Origin of the sequence: Roseibium sp. (assembly GCF_039982295.1) — a bacterium.
Taxonomy (GTDB): domain Bacteria; phylum Pseudomonadota; class Alphaproteobacteria; order Rhizobiales; family Stappiaceae; genus Roseibium.
This window is the reverse complement of record NZ_JBDWYP010000045.1, coordinates 169,771-184,622: the sequence shown is the minus strand read 5'-3', so window position 1 is coordinate 184,622 and position 14,852 is coordinate 169,771. Positions and strand designations below refer to the sequence as shown.

Below are 14,852 nucleotides of genomic sequence, written 5' to 3'. Positions count from 1 at the left end.
CGGACCAAGACGCGGACAACGGAAGGGGCTCCCGGGAGGAAGCTCGTTCAGGCAGCTTACGCCGCCTTCTTGCCAGCGCGCCTCAGCGCGAGGTCCGCAGCCTTGCCGCTCAGCTCGGCCATATGGTCGAAAACACTTCGATAACTGGCAACCCCCGCCGTTGCCGATCTCAGCTCGACAATCAGGTCGCCAATCTCCACCTCAGGGATCAGGGCGTCGACCTCATCCCATCCAGCCCAGCCGGGCCGGGCATCGTACCCGAGGATCTGACCCCGCCTAGAAGCAACGATCGCATTGATGCGCGCCGTCGTATCGCTCGGGCAGAAAAGCGTCACCTTTCGGACAGGTTCAAGCAGCACCGGCTTGCAACTTTCCAGCCCCTCACGCATGGCCATGATGGCCGCCATGCGGAAGGCCTGATCAGAACTGTCGACCGAATGGTAGGAGCCGTCGGTCAGACATACCGCCAGATCCACCACAGGGAAGCCGAGCGGACCGCATTGCAGCGCTTCAAGCACGCCGTCGCGCACGGACGGGATATACTGTTTGGGGACGACACCGCCTGTGATCTGATCGCTGAAGGCAACACCCTCGCCTCTTGGCAACGGCCGGATGGTGAGCGCGACATCGCCAAATTGCCCGTGACCGCCAGACTGCTTCTTGTGGCGGCCACGCACTGAGGTTTCCTGCCGGATCGTCTCCGCATAGGGAACCTGAGGCGCGTCGACATTGATGGTCAGACCATATTTTCCGGCGAGCCGTTCCTGGGCGACTCGCAGATGCATTTCCCCCTGCCCGCCCAGACGGGTCTCGCCACTGTTCTGACTTTGCTCCAAGAGCAGCGAAGGATCTTCTTCCACCAGCTTGGCAAGCGCCGATGACAGACGGACCTCGTCCTGGCTCCGGGTTGCTGTCACCGCGATTGACAGCACAGGCTCGAAAGGTTGGTCAGCTGCATTCGCTTGAGACAGTTCAGGCAGGAGGCTTTTGTCATCCGCCAACGCCTCGGAGGTCTGAACCTGATCCAGGCGGCCAAGACCGACAAGGTCTCCAGCTGCCGCAGGCGCCTTTTTGATCGCCTGCTGACCAAAGAGACAGTAGACACCCGAAACACGCGCTTCACCGAGGCCATGGTGCAACACATCTCCGTCCGAAACCGAACCCGACAGCACACGCGCGACCGACAGCTTTCCGCCATGTAGCGTGTGGAGTGTCTTCATGACTTTGAGCTGTGCCCCGTCACCGGGCGACTCGAGCCGCGAGCGAACGCGGTCAACATGAGGGGCCTCGTGCCTGAGCGCCTTCAACAACCGGCCGATGCCATTGCCATGCTCGGCAGAGCCGAAGAACACGGGGCAAATTTGCCCCTCGCGCACGTCGCGCACCAGATCGCCAAACACCAGCTCAGGATCAGGCGCAATGTCCTCCAGCAGCGCCTCCATGAGCACGTCATCGTGGTCGGCAAGGGTCTCAAGCATGGTGAACCTGGCTGCCAGCTCACGTGCACGGTCCGTATCCGTCATGTTGACCTGCGTGCTTGCTTCGCGCTCGTGATAGACATGCGCCCTCTCAAGGGCCAGATCAATGAACCCGGTCGCCTTTCCATCTTCCCAGATTGGCAATTGCCGCAGGACCAACGGCACGGAAGAGGCAGGCTGCAGGCTTTCCAGAACCTCACGCACACCCCGGCTGCCCTTGTCGATCTTGTTCAAAAACAAAACCCGCGGGATGGCGCGGGTTTCAAGGCGTTTCAGGATCAGCTGCAAGGCAGGCAGCTTGCGAGGATCGTCCTCGGCCACGACCACCGCCAGATCGACCCCAGGCAGAACATGCTCCATTTCCGCCAGAAACTCGACCGAGCCGGGACAATCGGCGAAGCTGAAGCGATCTCCCATGAAGTCCGTTTCGGCGAAATTCGTCTCGACGCTCATGCCATGGCTACGGGCTTCGGGACCCGCATCGCCAACCATATTGCCTTCCCCGGCACTGCCCTGCCGTGCGATGGCGCCGGTACGCTTCAAGATGGCTTCCAGAAGGGTTGTCTTGCCGCTCCCGAATGGCCCCACAAGCGCTATGCATCGTGCTCCAGAAGCGCCGGCGCCAGCCGCTCTGTCCGTGTGATCGTTGCCTCCCGATGAAACTTGAGCCATGCGTCGCCTCCCGTTGGATATCCCAGCGCGATCACGAGGCCGACCCGGAAGGCACGGCCTGTCCGCGCCACACCCGCCGATAAGAAGTCCTTTTGAACCGGAGAGCGGACGAGTATCGTCGCGCCGTTTACGCCTCTGACGCAAGGGAAACTTATGCGGCGGCGCACCAATAAAATGCCCTGTCGAGGTTTCCCACTTGAGCCGGTGGATAAACAATGCTCGAGTTCGAAAGTCCAAACTCAAGGCGAAATGCCGAGGTCAGATATCTTGAAGTATCTTGCTACAACTGCCGCATTGATTGTCTTCGTCGCCGTCGCCGGACATCAGACAGCGCCCCTGGCCCAGTCGACACCCTTGCGCGGACTGGATTCCGATCCGAGGGCGAACCTCCCCTCTGCTGGCCAGCTGCTGGATCGCCAACAGAACAACCAGCGCGGCAGCCTGTCCAATCGCACATTGAACAATGAAAGCGAGCGCAGACAGAACTTGCAGCGCATTCAGGATCAAAGCACTGCCTGTCAAGGCGCTCGCTCCAGCGACTGCACTCCAAAACGAAACGCCGAGTGACGGGCACGAGGCAAAAAAAAGGTCGGCGCAAGGCCGACCCAAGTTTTCGGGGGAGGAAGTTTTTGTCAGTTGATCGGTTTCAGCGTGAGCTTGCTGACACCCAGCGTCACATTGGTGCCGGTCTGGCTCTCGACGCTGAAAGGATTGAGGGCGATCGACTTGTCCAGACCGCCGACAAGAGCATTGGCCTTGAGACCAGCCCCGAGGCTGGCACCGGCTGTGACGCCGCCATAGGTTCCGGCCAAAGCGCCCGGCTCCATGTCAGCGCTGGGAGCAAGGACGCCCCAGATCAGTGTGGCCTGGTCGGTCGTGCCGATGTCGAGGCCATAGTCCTTGACCGTACCGCTGTAGTATTCAACAGCGCCATTTCCAACCGGCTTGTAGTTACAGCCGAGCGTGGCGCTGGAACCAACGATGAAATTGCTCTCACCTTCGACGGTGCAGGTGAGCTTGCCAACCTGTACCCCAGGCGCCTTGTCCTGAGCCATGACAGGGGAAGCCAGCAGGGAGCCGGACACGAGAAGCAAAGCAAGCGTTGCACGACGGGACATAAGAGTCTCCTGAATCATAAAGGTTGATACTGGGCACTTTGAAGGGACCGGAAATCAACCACACCCGGAACCTTCACAGGGATGACACTCGGCGCTGTCTGTCGGCGTCATCCACGAACAGGGAGCAAATCGCTCCACGCCGGAAAGGTTCCATCCAATCATGTCGAAATGGGGGATGCAGACGTGACCACTGCTGCGGCTTGCGGACGCAGATAGGGTCTGAACACTTCCATAATCGCTGCGTTCAGGCACAAAAAAGGGCGGCTCACGCCGCCCTTGGATCGAAACCGATGGTTCCGTGTGTTTACTTCAGATTCCCGCAGAAACGCTGGATGCGCGTGCAGGCTTCTTCAAGCGCCTCGGTCGAGGTTGCGTAGGAGATACGGAAGTTCGGGCCGAGGCCAAACGCCGATCCCTGCACCACCGCAACGCCTTCGGTTTCAAGAAGTTCGGTGACGAAGTCTTCGTCAGTTCCAATCACCTTGCCCGAAGGCGCTGTCTTCCCAATCGTTCCTGCGCAAGACGGAAACACGTAAAATGCACCTTCCGGGTTCGGGCAGGAAAGGCCGTTGGCCTGATTGAGCATGGAGACCACCAGATCCCTGCGTCCCTTGAAGACCTCATTGTTCTTCGGAATGAAATCCTGGGCGCCGTTGAGCGCTTCCACGGCGGCCCACTGTGCAATCGAACTCGGGTTGGAGGTCGACTGCGACTGGACCTTGGCCATCGCCTTGATCAACTCTGCCGGGCCACCAGCATAGCCGATACGCCAACCGGTCATCGCATAGGCCTTCGAAACACCATTGACGGTCAGCGTGCGTTCATGAAGCGAAGGCTCAACCTGTGCCGGCGTGGTGAACTCGAAATCGTCGTAGACCAGATGCTCATACATATCGTCGGACATGACCCAGACATGCGGGTGCTTGACCAGAACATCGGTCAGCGCCTTGAGCTCAGCGCGCGTGTAAGCTGCACCCGACGGGTTCGACGGAGAGTTGAACATGAACCATTTGGTGCGCGGCGTAATCGCTGCTTCCAGGGCTTCCGCAGTGATCTTGAAGGTAGACTTGTCCGCCTCGACGATCACCGGTTCGCCACCAGCAAGCAGAACCATGTCCGGATAGCTCACCCAGTAAGGCGTCGGGATGATCACTTCGTCGCCCGGATTGATGGTCGCGACCAGCGCGTTGTAGAGCACCTGTTTGCCACCGGTGCCAACCGAGATCTCGTTGCGCTCGTAGGACAGACCGTTTTCCCGCTTGAATTTCGCAATGATCGCGTCCTTCAACTCGGGAATGCCGTCGACGGCAGTGTATTTGGTCTTGCCTTCGTTGATGGCCGCAATCGCCGCCGCCTTGATGTTGTCCGGGGTATCAAAATCCGGTTCACCGGCTCCGAGGCCGATGACGTCACGGCCTGCGGCTTTGAGCTCACGAGCCTTGTTGGTGACTGCGATCGTTGCGGATGGTTTTACGCGCGCCAGCGCGTCGGCGATAAAGCCCATTGTGCCCTCCATGGCAAAGGGGAAAATCCAAGCGCGCGGACCGTAGTCCTCAAGTCAGGGCTTCGCAAGTGCAACAGAAGCTGAACCGGCAAAAAATGCCAGAAAGCAGATGCTCGAATGGCAAGTCATCAGCTGCGGGTCAGGACCTGGCTTCGAGAACCAGCTTGGGTGCCCTGTCGTCTGCCAGCAAGGTTGCCTTGATCCGCTTCTTCTTGGACTGCCCGCTCAGGGCATTGATGACAGTCGGCTGCGGCACATCGCTCTCCTGCTCGGCAGCCTGCAACAAGGTGCCATAGCTTTTCGGATGGAGCAGCGTTTCCGTAATCGGCTTCTCGTCCATGATTTCGGGCGTGAGCTGATACGCTTTCATCGCGGCCTTGTTTGCGGCCAGGATCATGCGATTTTTCGTATTCACCACAACCATGGGCGCACTGCACAGATTGAAGATCTTGGCAAAATCCACGTCGCCGCTGGCCTGGCCAGCCGAGAAGAGCACACCGCCAAAGCTGCCCGAAATCCGGAAATACATCGTGTTGTGGGTCAGCTCCACCGCCGACCCTGATCCCACCAGGAATTTTCCGCGACCGGTCGCGCTCGCGCGCCGGGTCAGGGATTCGAGAATAAGCGATACAAGCGTACGACCGACGCGTTTCTGGATATGGGCGATGTTTCGGCCCATGATCAACTTGGCGTCGGGAATTCCGAAGCTGCTCAGGAAGCCTTCACTCGCAAAACGGACGTAGCCGAAATTGTCGACGAGACAAACGCAACGGTTCGAGTTTGCGACAAAGTGCTGAAGGATCGGCGCAAGACCAAGGGCGATGTTGCCCGGATTGCCGCTGTCCTCGCCAAGAGACGGGAAACAGATCACGATCAGCCGGCCATCCTGAAGCTCGTAGCGATAGGCCATGAGCGGAATGCCGGGTATGCGATGATCAGCTCCACCGCCCACGTCAAAGGGGCCAGCCTTGCCGTCGCGAATGGCGCCCTGGATCAGACGCAGAATGTTCTTGCGATCTTCCTGCGTCATCAGGCGGAGAGCTTCGTTGGAGGGCGCTTCGCACAGACCCCGGATCTCGCTGTCGAAGCTCTGCGATCCACTCTCGTTCCAGACGATTGTCTTGCGCTTGATATCAGCGAAGAAGAACTGCAGGCCAGCAAGATTAAGCGCCGGAGATTCATCTTTGACCTCCGGTGTCTGACCGTCCTGATCTTCAGCGTTTTCGTCAGTTTTTACAGCGCGCAATTGAGCTGATTGTACATTCATCGTCCGCAATACCCGCCATTTGGCAACACGCCCCACACCCGAAACACAATCCGCAAGAAAAGCAAAAAAGTTATGAATATTAACGATTCAATCGTCTCGACATTCACATCCGGGAAGCTTGGGTAAACCAATCATTAACGTATAAAACTCGACCCAATTCCGCACGATTGGGGCTGCTGAGAGAAAATCGCGTCACCACATTCCGGTCACAAAATGACACCGGAACAGCCTGAAAGCTGTCCCTTGCAAGGCCAACTCCTCAGACAGTTTCGCTCCATCGACTGACCCCACCTGATGTTGCTCAGTCGCAAAATCTGGACCTTCGCGCCTGCACCTCCTGGCGCGCCAGTCCCTTTGGAGAAATGGCAAAATGCAGAAGAACGGTTTTGGCACAAACACCACACCCCGCCCCGCGACACTGACCAACAGGGACCAGGCGGGCATTGCCGCAGCAGCTTTCGCGGTGCTCTCCCTCGCTGGTGCGATGGCTGGCTTCGTTATCGGGATCGACATCGCACTTCCAACGCTCTGTGCCGCTTTCACCGCAATGATTGCAGCCACGGCCTGTCTGGCAGAACGCCTCATACAAGGTTTCGAAACCCCGGACGCTGCGCCCATCGCTCTAAAGGTTGCGCCTTCCAACCAGATTGTCGGCAAATCATGAGAAACCCCATGTCTTCAGAACGCTGGATGTTTTGGCACAGGCTCAGAAAAAGCCGGCAGGCAGAAGCGGATGCAATTTTGCCGCCTCGGAGGAAAAATCGTGATCTTTCAGATGCGCGTGCTCTTCTGGGTGCCATCGCTCTCGGGCTGACCTTCGCAGTCGCCCTGACGATCGCAGCCTCCTGGGCACCTGAATCCTTTGCCAAACGCGGTGGCGCTTCCTCCGAACCTGCAAGATCAACGAACGTGCCCCACATTCTCACCGACAGGCCCCCTGACGGACCCAATGGTCCCCGTTAGGCGTCGGCAATCTCCTGAAAACACCGCCCCCTAGATGAGAAGAGCTGAAGAAGGACAGTGGTCCCTCTTCAGCTCTCGCACGCCCGGTCCGCCCCCGGTAATCTGTTTGCAATCACTTGCTCTTGATCAAAGTTAAGCAGCCGTGCCCCTGTCATACAAGTCCGAGAGTAAAGGAATGAAAGAACGGATGCATCAGCCCGCGCACGGTGTGCCCTGGCCTCTGGATTTCAGGGAAAGGCCGGGACCTGCATCTTTCCTCTATCGAAAGAAATGCAAAGCCATTGCGTCGCACGCCTTGGTCAGAGATAAATAACGGGAAACAAGTGGGGACCCTGACATGGACATCAACCTGACACTGTCCGCCGACACGATCCGCATGCTCGCCCAGAAGGCGCGTGCCGTCTCGACCGCCCTCAACGACAGCTTTGAGGATGGACATGAAAATGATGTCGAATTCGACTCCGAAACACTGACAGACGCTCATCACCACGACGGTCTGGCGGAGGAAGAAAACGACAACATGTCGGACGAAGAGCTTCGGGAGTTGATTGAGGATCTCAATGTCGATGAAGCGGCTGAGCTCGTCTCGATTGCCTGGATCGGCCGTGGTGACTTCGAAGCTGCAGATTTCGAACAGGCCACACAGGAAGCACGGGAGCGCGCCGTCGGGTCCACTGCGAAATACCTTCTCGGCATGCCCATGCTTGCAGATTATCTTGAGGCAGGCCTCGACGCCCTCAAACTCTAGGCCTTGTTCAAGACGCATCGCAAAAGTTTTGCAAAGTTATCCCCGCTCCGGCATTCCGGAGCGGTTTTCTCTGGAAAACACTGTTAACGCCTGATTTACCATCTTCCCTACGCCCCTCGCCTCGGCCACGTTTGGACATCCCTCATCCAGGGAATTGAACCAAGCGAGGAGCTGTCGAACCTATGTTCAACGATCATTCCAAGCGCGATGCCTTTTCCATGGACCGGCCCTCACCCTGGCCATTTGTTGCGGGCTTCCTGGCCCTTTCCGCCCTTTGCAGCACGCTTCTCGTTGCATTTGGCGCCTGAAGTCGCGGCAACCAGGCAAGTTAAGCTCCGGGGCCGCTTGTGAAACCGTCTCGGATTGATGCCATAGATGCCCTGCGAGGCGTCGCCATCCTCGCGATGATCGCCTACCACCTGTGCTGGGACCTGTCCTGGTTCGGCCACGTCGACTGGCAGGTCAGCAGCGCGCCGCAATGGCGGGCATTTGCCGCCGGCATCGCCGGAACGTTTCTATTCCTCGCCGGCGTGAGCCTGACCCTTGCACATCAGGACGGCATGCGTTGGCGCGCATTCTGGACGCGTGAAGCAGTCATTGCCTTGGCCGCCGCGGGTGTCTCGCTCGCCACCTACGTCACGTTTGGCGATGCATTTGTCCGCTTTGGCATCCTGCATGCCATTGCCGCGAGCAGTCTGGTTGCTCTCCCCTTCCTTCGCGCGTCGGCCTGGCTTTCTCTTGTTGGAGCGGCGCTGGTCGCAAGCCTCCCTCTGTGGGCAACGAGTCATGTTTTCGACGGCCAACCGTTGTTATGGACCGGCCTGGGTACACCTGACCTTGGTGCGGTCGACTATGTCCCGCTCGCGCCCTGGGCCGGACTGACGCTGCTCGGCGTCGGCCTGACCCGCGCCCTCACCGAAAGGCGGGGCCTTGAAAGCGTCTCTCGCTTCAAAATCCCCGGAATGGGTGGCCGTATCCTCAACATTCTGGGCCGCCGGTCACTAATCATCTACCTGGTCCACCAACCAATTCTCTATGGCCTGGTCTGGTCAGTTTCGGCAATCGGTCTTGCTCCGGATCGAAGCGCGAATGTCTTTTTGCGCGATTGCACGAAAAACTGTGCCATCTCCTTCGGCGACGAAGCCGTATGCCGCGCATCCTGCAGCTGTACGCTTGAAAGACTTCAGAGCCAAGGCATATGGGAAAACCTCGTGTCCAACCCGCAGGATCCGGACCTACGCTTCCAGCTTAACGAGACCTATCGGATCTGTTTGCGAGAGACACCATCAGCGCCAACGGCTGAAGACTAGCGGGCAAGCTCGTCGGCGATAATAAGGGCGCGGGCAATCCGGCGCTCTGCGAAAGCCAGAAAGTCCTCCGCGTCGTTACCGCTTGCAGCCTGACCGAGCGCCCAAAGCGCAGAAACAGCGTCGCAATGCATTTTCATGCCTTGAAGCCCCTCGGGTGCCGGCACGCCGCCGCCCGCAGCGGCATAGGCTTCAAGGAAGCCCCTTTCGCCGCTCTGATCATAGCCATGTTCGAGCACCGCATAGGCAAGATCCCAGGCGGGAGGCGCCATGCCGGAATACTCGAAATCGATCAAGGTCGGGCCCGATGCTGTCATCAAGATATTGCCGGGAGACAGGTCGCAGTGACTGGCGACGAGTTGCCCATGCGTTTTGACAGGTTGTTTCGCCAGTGCGCGTTCAAGCGGCGCAAAGCGGCTACGAAGAGCACCGTCCAAATGGGGCGGCACCTGCAAAAGCATCTTGAGATCAAGCGCACCCTCAAAACCTGCGACTTGTCCGTGAAGCCGGCCGACGAGACTGCCCAGCGCTGCGGGCGACACCAGGTCGGACAGTTCCTCCAAGGCTGGGCTGAGCAGAATGCCGGTCTCGGCATCAACGAACAATGGTGCAAGCGCGACCCCTTGCTCTGCCGCAGCCAGCAGATTGGCACGCTCTGCCTGCCGGTCGATCAGCATGGCCGTCTCCGCGCGCGGCAGCCGGAGCACGAAATCCCCATTTGCACACTCAATCCAGTAGACCCGGTTGGTGAGGCCGGGCAAGCGCATTGCGGCGATCAGCTCGCCGGTGATCGCGGCGAGTTGCGGATGCCGTTCAATGGCCTCACCGCACCAGGCAAGGGCAGTCTCTTTTGCGGCGCCTTCACTCACAGGCACACGACCGGGGAGACAGGCAGATATGGATATGCCAAATATTCCAAAATCTTCTCCGGCGGCCGCGCCGCCTTTCATCAGAATGGAACCACCGATGGAACCTTTGAACGGTCCCCATATCATCATCACCTATTGCCGCCAATGCGGGTGGCTTCTGCGCTCCGCCTGGATGGCCCAGGAAGTCCTGACTACCTTTTCCGAGGAACTGGGCGCTGTCACGCTGATCCCCGGAACAGGTGGCGTTTTCACCATCACTTGCGACGGCAAGCCGATCTGGGAGCGCAAGCAGGACGGCGGCTTCCCGGAAGCCAAGATCCTGAAGCAACGCCTGCGCGACCATGTCTGGCCAGACATGGAGCTCGGCCATTCAGACGGTCACAAGAGCGAGGGCTGAATTACTCGTCTGCTGCCTCAAAGACCTCCCGCGCGGCGTTCAGGCCGTTGATCGCTGCCGGCAATCCGCCGTAGACGGCCATTTGCCAGATTGCCTCGACGATCTCGGTCCGGGAGGCTCCACTCGCCAGTGTGTGCTCGATGTTGATCTTCAGCTGTGGTGCGGTCTGCCCACCCAGGGCCGTCAGGGCCGCGATGGTACACAATTGGCGGGTCTTGAGATCCAGACCGGGCCGGGCATAGTGCCGACCATAAGCCCACTCGATCAGGCTTTCGGAGAACCCGGGAAGCAGATCATCATACCGTTCGGCCAGAATAGCCTCCAGGTTCGGGTTCAGCTGCTGGGTCAGATCCCGGCCGCGTTCCAACGCGGTATTCGTGGCGGCAGTGCTCATTGAAGATGTCCCTTATAGGAATCACTGAGCGCCGTGTTCGGTCAGGGCGCAGTTTTCGAAAGACGGATCGACGGCTTCTCCAGCCTCCATCTTCCGGTACAAGATGATTTTATCGTCCAGAACATCCAGCATCTCGGTCAACCGCTCCAGATCAGACCGGGCCTTGTCCCGGTGCTCTTCCAGCATCTGGCGCCGCTCGGTCAGCGACGCCGCTCCCCTTGTGCGCAAGTCCGCATAGCGAAGCCGATCCTTGATCCCCATGCCGGTCGCCTTGAGCCGGTCCAGAAAATCCACCCACCTCAGGATGGTCTGATCATAGATCCGCCGACCACCCCGATCCCGCAAGGGCTTGGGAATGAGGCCGATCTTCTCGTAATAGCGCAGCGTATCAACACTGAGCCCGCATTTTTGCGCCAGATCACCGATCAACATGACTGTCTCCGAACAGGACGATTTGCTTCATCTACAAGTTGGAGTGCGCTCCAGGTCAAGCGCTTTCTCATGCTTGCCACTGACGCACTGAAAGCCAATCGAGCACAATGAGGGACCGCATATATTCAAATTGTCGCATCTACGTTAAAATGATGCCCAACGACATATATCAAGGCGTGTGAGGGCAAAGCGTGAGATCTCCGCGGAACCTCAACGGAACACTATTTCAGACGAACTGGATTTCAGGAGCCAAGGCATGACCAATAAAAGCAAGACACTCGAAAATCTTCAGACCGCATTGGCCATGGAGCTCTCGGCTGCCCATCAGTACCAGTTGCACGCCCATGTGCTTGACGACTGGGGCATGGACAAACTCGCGGACCAGATGCGTGAGGAAATGCAGGAAGAACTCGGTCACTCGAACGAGTATATTGAACGGATCATGTTCCTGAAGGGCTCTCCCGAGCTCAAGATGGCCAAGGCGCCTCAGCGTGCCCAAACGCTCAAGGACATGTTCGAGGCAGACCTGGCGGATGAGCGCGAGGCGATCGAGTTCTACACCAAGGCCTCCCAGGACGCCGCTGCAGCCGGGGATATCGGCTCCCGCGTACTTTTCGAAAAGATCGCGCTGGATGAGGAAGGTCACATGTCGTGGCTGGAACTGCAGCTCGACCTGCTCGACCGGATTGGCGAGAAAACCTACATCTCGAAGCACATCACGGTCGGTGTTGGCGAAGACGAGGAATAAACCTCAAAGTCCGCCAATCGAATACCTCTGGCGACGACGTTTAGCCGTCGTCAGATCCCCAGTGCGTGTAAAACTGGCGCGGAGATCATAGAAGATCTGCTGTAAGCTTCGGCCCGGTGATCAACAACCACCACGCGCCCCTCGATTTTAAGTGGTCAGTTTTGCTTGGACTGCTAATATTTCGGCAGATCTAATCTCTTTCGCACAAAATCGAGGCAATAAACCTCCGCATTTTTCACAGGTGTTTGGACTTCCTTTAGTCTTCCAGCCCAATTTGGGGTTGGGAGGACATCGGGATCCAACCATTTGTGTGGAGTAGCGAAAGTGTTGTTGAAGCGTGCAAGCAAACGTCCGGAACCGGTCTCAGAACCCGGACAGGAAGCCACCGAGAAGAAGTCGCGCTTCTCCCTGCAGGTTTCCGTGAAGACGCAGTTTCTCGGCGGCCTGGCCGTCATGCTTGTCTGTGCACTGGGCGTTGGCGCGAGCGGTCTCTTCGCTGCCTGGCAAGTGCAGACCACCGTGCGCACCGCCAAGGAAGCCAGCGAAATCCAGGGACAGCTGCCCGGCCTCCTGAAGGGCGTCAGCGAATTCGAGCTGACAGGATCCCCCGAGGCCGCATCCGCGGTCCGCTCCAACATTTCCACCATCACCAGCCGGACCGACAGCCTCGCGATCATCGCGCCCGATCAGGCGTCTGACCTTGCTGGCATGGCGACCGATCTGAACACCTCTTTCGAAGGTCTTGCCGTCACGCGGCAGGAGCGCGATGACGCCGTCGCCGAGCTGGATCAGCTCACTAGCGAGCTGGTCGACAAGGCCAATGTCGCCTTTGACGGCATCGGCGCCCTTTTGGAACGACGCGCTGCCGTGGCGATGGTCAATGAAGGCACATTGCACAAATTGTCCGGTGTCGTGCCCCGCATGAGCAGCATTCGTGTCGGCGTGGTTGTGCTGCAGAAAGATCTGCCCACCGTCGCCCGCGTGCCGGAGCCGAAAATCGTCAAGTCTGTGCTGGACCAGATCAGCAAGCTCGAAAAGGACGCCAAGGCCGTCCGCCGTGCTGTGAAGACCGATGAAACCAAGGCTCTCGTCAAGGATCTGCAAAAGAACACCAAGGCCCTGACCAAGGCCGTGAAGGATCATGCCAACGGCGGCGCGGTTGCCTTTGGCATCGATCCTTTTGGTCCGCGGCTTTCGACCCTTTCAAAACAGATCGATCAGCTGGCCGAGGCGGTCGACCGTCCGATGAAGGCGATGACCCTCGACCTCAAGGCCTTTTCGGAGGAAAGCACGGCCCTTGCCTTCCTCTCGACCAACACGCAGACGCTTGCCCGCAGCGCCTTTGCCATGAAAAGCCTTTACGCCAACTACCTGAAGCAGCCGGACGAGACCACAGCCGGGCTTCTGGCCGAAGAAGCGTCGCTGATCCTCACGGTCAGCGAAAAAATGGCGAAAACCAAGTCTGAAGCCCTGGTCGTCACCCATGACGCTGAAGTTGAAGGCACGCTCAAGGGCGCTGTCACACCGCTCCTGAACACGGCAGACGCCGTGGCCGAACAGCTGGCCAATGTCTTCGCAAGGGTCGCTGAAGTCGAAACCGAACTGAAGGCAGCCGACACAGCCTTCATCGCCGCGGTCACCGACCTGGCGCAAACGGCCCGTGTCATCAGCTCCCGCTCCGGCGAGCTGGCCGTTGCGTCCGGTCAGACGGCCCAGATTGAAATCACGCTTGCGCTCGTGGCGGCCGTCCTGATCAGCGGATTTCTGGCCTACATGCTGTCGCGCAGCATCATCACACCGCTACGTGGTCTCACAGTTGCCATGGGTCGACTGCGCGAGGGAAACACCGACCTTGAAATCCCGGCCGAAAATCGCAGGGACGAGATTGGCGATATGGCCCGCGCCGTCGGAACCTTCTGTGAGCGTGAGCAGGAGCGCCACCAGCTCGAGGCCGAGCAGCAGGCAAACGCCGAAACGACGCGGCAGCGCCAGCAGCGCGTGGACGAACTAGTAAGCGCATTCCGAAAGGACATCGAGCTCGGCCTGTCCAGCGTCTCCAGCAACATGAAACAGCTGGAAGACACCGCTGAACTGCTGACCAGCATCGCCGGCAACACCAGCACCCGCAGTGAGGAAGTCTCGCAGGCCTCCCGCGAAGCCACGGACAACGTTCAGACCGTGGCGGCTGCGACCGAGGAACTGACCGCCTCTGTCGGCGAGGTGGGACGCCAGGTCAATGACACACTGGAACAGGTTGAGGAAGCAGCGGCTGCGACACGCACCTCCACCGAACAGGTGCTCGGCCTGTCCGAAGCCGCCCAGCGCATTGGCGACGTTGTCTCGCTGATCCAGGACATCGCCAAGCAAACCAATCTCCTCGCACTGAATGCGACCATCGAGGCCGCACGGGCAGGCGAAGCCGGCAAGGGCTTTGCGGTTGTTGCCTCGGAAGTGAAGCAGTTGGCCGAACAGACGGCCAGTGCCACGGACGAGATCTCGTCGCATATTTCCGAGATCCAGGACTCGACCCGAAGCGCGGCGGACGCGATCACGGGCATCATGTCCATGATGACCAGGGTGAACGAGACCGCCTCGGCCATGGCCGGCTCCGTCGAGCAGCAAAGCTCGGCCACCGCCGAAATTTCCAACAGCATCGGACAGGCGGCGGAACGCACCTCCAACGTCACCAGCAACATGCGTCAGGTCTCGCAGCAGTCCAGCGAGACCAACCAGTCGGCGGTTCAGGTCGAACAGGTCACCGAGGACGCAACCCAGCAGCTCGATGAACTGACCAACAGGATCGAAACCTTCCTGAACGACGTCGCAGCTGCTTAAAGGTCAACGCCGCCAGCCTGTCCGGCTGGCGGCCTGTTTTGTGCCAGGTCCCCCACTTTCGAAAACTAACTGTGAAAGACTTCGCAACAAAAGGAACAAAGAGGGAACCACTTGTTTACC

15 protein-coding genes are annotated in these 14,852 nt (G+C 59.0%); 8 read left to right on the top strand and 7 right to left on the bottom strand.

Going from position 1 to position 14,852, the window contains the following annotated elements; genetic code table 11:
- Nucleotides 1-56: 56 nt before the first annotated feature.
- Nucleotides 57-2,150 (bottom strand): elongation factor G, encoded by a 2,094-nt coding sequence (locus ABJZ52_RS09220; protein WP_348191668.1) that lies wholly within the window; start codon nucleotides 2,148-2,150, stop codon nucleotides 57-59.
- 267 nt (nucleotides 2,151-2,417) lie between these two features.
- On the opposite strand from ABJZ52_RS09220, the gene ABJZ52_RS09215 reads away from it, so the two are divergent.
- Complete coding sequence (locus tag ABJZ52_RS09215) at nucleotides 2,418-2,717, top strand: hypothetical protein (RefSeq protein ID WP_348200055.1); 300 nt, start codon at nucleotides 2,418-2,420, stop codon at nucleotides 2,715-2,717.
- 65 nt (nucleotides 2,718-2,782) lie between these two features.
- Here the strand turns inward: ABJZ52_RS09215 and ABJZ52_RS09210 are convergent, their stop codons facing one another.
- The 3 genes from ABJZ52_RS09210 to ABJZ52_RS09200 form a co-directional block, all read right to left on the bottom strand.
- Nucleotides 2,783-3,268 (bottom strand): DUF992 domain-containing protein, encoded by a 486-nt coding sequence (locus tag ABJZ52_RS09210; RefSeq protein ID WP_192108642.1) that lies wholly within the window; start codon nucleotides 3,266-3,268, stop codon nucleotides 2,783-2,785.
- A gap of 304 nt (nucleotides 3,269-3,572) precedes the next feature.
- Nucleotides 3,573-4,772, bottom strand: coding sequence for a pyridoxal phosphate-dependent aminotransferase (locus ABJZ52_RS09205; protein WP_348191673.1), 1,200 nt, complete (start codon nucleotides 4,770-4,772; stop codon nucleotides 3,573-3,575).
- 139 nt (nucleotides 4,773-4,911) lie between these two features.
- Nucleotides 4,912-6,039 (bottom strand): PAS domain-containing protein, encoded by a 1,128-nt coding sequence (locus tag ABJZ52_RS09200; RefSeq protein ID WP_348191675.1) that lies wholly within the window; start codon nucleotides 6,037-6,039, stop codon nucleotides 4,912-4,914.
- Between the two features lie 370 nt (nucleotides 6,040-6,409).
- Here ABJZ52_RS09200 and ABJZ52_RS09195 point away from each other — a divergent pair, with 370 nt between their 5' ends.
- The 4 genes from ABJZ52_RS09195 (at nucleotide 6,410) to ABJZ52_RS09180 (ending at nucleotide 9,060) form a co-directional block, all read left to right on the top strand.
- Nucleotides 6,410-6,703 (top strand): hypothetical protein, encoded by a 294-nt coding sequence (locus ABJZ52_RS09195; protein ID WP_348191678.1) that lies wholly within the window; start codon nucleotides 6,410-6,412, stop codon nucleotides 6,701-6,703.
- 636 nt (nucleotides 6,704-7,339) lie between these two features.
- Nucleotides 7,340-7,750 (top strand): DUF3775 domain-containing protein, encoded by a 411-nt coding sequence (locus ABJZ52_RS09190; RefSeq protein ID WP_348191684.1) that lies wholly within the window; start codon nucleotides 7,340-7,342, stop codon nucleotides 7,748-7,750.
- Between the two features lie 182 nt (nucleotides 7,751-7,932).
- On the top strand, nucleotides 7,933-8,058 hold the full coding sequence (locus tag ABJZ52_RS09185; RefSeq protein WP_274611770.1) for a hypothetical protein: 126 nt from the start codon (nucleotides 7,933-7,935) through the stop codon (nucleotides 8,056-8,058).
- 39 nt (nucleotides 8,059-8,097) lie between these two features.
- Nucleotides 8,098-9,060 carry a heparan-alpha-glucosaminide N-acetyltransferase gene (locus ABJZ52_RS09180; RefSeq protein WP_348191688.1) on the top strand — a complete coding sequence of 321 codons (963 nt, stop codon included), beginning with the start codon at nucleotides 8,098-8,100 and terminating at the stop codon, nucleotides 9,058-9,060.
- Here the strand turns inward: ABJZ52_RS09180 and ABJZ52_RS09175 are convergent.
- The gene (locus ABJZ52_RS09175) at nucleotides 9,057-9,926 is read right to left on the bottom strand and encodes a choline kinase family protein (RefSeq protein WP_348191691.1); all 870 of its coding nucleotides are present in this window, start codon (nucleotides 9,924-9,926) and stop codon (nucleotides 9,057-9,059) included. The genes ABJZ52_RS09180 and ABJZ52_RS09175 overlap by 4 nt on opposite strands.
- Before the next feature lie 97 nt (nucleotides 9,927-10,023).
- On the opposite strand from ABJZ52_RS09175, the gene ABJZ52_RS09170 reads away from it, so the two are divergent.
- A complete protein-coding gene (locus ABJZ52_RS09170; RefSeq protein ID WP_213216011.1) occupies nucleotides 10,024-10,323 on the top strand; it encodes a SelT/SelW/SelH family protein in 300 nt (99 codons plus the stop codon).
- A 1-nt stretch (nucleotide 10,324) separates the two neighbouring features.
- Here the strand turns inward: ABJZ52_RS09170 and ABJZ52_RS09165 are convergent, their stop codons facing one another.
- Both ABJZ52_RS09165 and ABJZ52_RS09160 read right to left on the bottom strand, forming a co-directional pair.
- On the bottom strand, nucleotides 10,325-10,717 hold the full coding sequence (locus ABJZ52_RS09165) for a carboxymuconolactone decarboxylase family protein (RefSeq protein WP_348191694.1): 393 nt from the start codon (nucleotides 10,715-10,717) through the stop codon (nucleotides 10,325-10,327).
- 21 nt (nucleotides 10,718-10,738) lie between these two features.
- On the bottom strand, nucleotides 10,739-11,149 hold the full coding sequence (locus tag ABJZ52_RS09160) for a MerR family transcriptional regulator (RefSeq protein WP_348191697.1): 411 nt from the start codon (nucleotides 11,147-11,149) through the stop codon (nucleotides 10,739-10,741).
- A 256-nt stretch (nucleotides 11,150-11,405) separates the two neighbouring features.
- On the opposite strand from ABJZ52_RS09160, the gene ABJZ52_RS09155 reads away from it, so the two are divergent.
- Together ABJZ52_RS09155 and ABJZ52_RS09150 are read left to right on the top strand one after the other, a co-directional pair.
- Nucleotides 11,406-11,897, top strand: a complete 492-nt coding sequence (locus ABJZ52_RS09155; protein ID WP_192108631.1) for a bacterioferritin — start codon at nucleotides 11,406-11,408, stop codon at nucleotides 11,895-11,897.
- A gap of 324 nt (nucleotides 11,898-12,221) precedes the next feature.
- Nucleotides 12,222-14,732: a methyl-accepting chemotaxis protein gene (locus tag ABJZ52_RS09150; RefSeq protein WP_348191700.1), complete on the top strand. Its 2,511-nt coding sequence runs from the start codon at nucleotides 12,222-12,224 to the stop codon at nucleotides 14,730-14,732.
- Nucleotides 14,733-14,852: the final 120 nt, after the last annotated feature.

What these genes read in the sequence shown, in the direction of transcription:
- ABJZ52_RS09210 (WP_192108642.1), bottom strand. Translation starts at nt 3,268, where the DNA reads ATGTCCCGTCGTGCAACGCTTGCTTTGCTTCTCGTGTCCGGCTCCCTG.
- ABJZ52_RS09200 (WP_348191675.1), bottom strand. Translation starts at nt 6,039, where the DNA reads ATGAATGTACAATCAGCTCAATTGCGCGCTGTAAAAACTGACGAAAAC.
- ABJZ52_RS09170 (WP_213216011.1), top strand. Translation starts at nt 10,024, where the DNA reads ATGGAACCTTTGAACGGTCCCCATATCATCATCACCTATTGCCGCCAA.
- ABJZ52_RS09185 (WP_274611770.1), top strand. Translation starts at nt 7,933, where the DNA reads ATGTTCAACGATCATTCCAAGCGCGATGCCTTTTCCATGGACCGGCCC.
- ABJZ52_RS09190 (WP_348191684.1), top strand. Translation starts at nt 7,340, where the DNA reads ATGGACATCAACCTGACACTGTCCGCCGACACGATCCGCATGCTCGCC.
- ABJZ52_RS09220 (WP_348191668.1), bottom strand. Translation starts at nt 2,150, where the DNA reads ATGGCTCAAGTTTCATCGGGAGGCAACGATCACACGGACAGAGCGGCT.
- ABJZ52_RS09205 (WP_348191673.1), bottom strand. Translation starts at nt 4,772, where the DNA reads ATGGGCTTTATCGCCGACGCGCTGGCGCGCGTAAAACCATCCGCAACG.
- ABJZ52_RS09155 (WP_192108631.1), top strand. Translation starts at nt 11,406, where the DNA reads ATGACCAATAAAAGCAAGACACTCGAAAATCTTCAGACCGCATTGGCC.
- ABJZ52_RS09195 (WP_348191678.1), top strand. Translation starts at nt 6,410, where the DNA reads ATGCAGAAGAACGGTTTTGGCACAAACACCACACCCCGCCCCGCGACA.
- ABJZ52_RS09160 (WP_348191697.1), bottom strand. Translation starts at nt 11,149, where the DNA reads ATGTTGATCGGTGATCTGGCGCAAAAATGCGGGCTCAGTGTTGATACG.
- ABJZ52_RS09165 (WP_348191694.1), bottom strand. Translation starts at nt 10,717, where the DNA reads ATGAGCACTGCCGCCACGAATACCGCGTTGGAACGCGGCCGGGATCTG.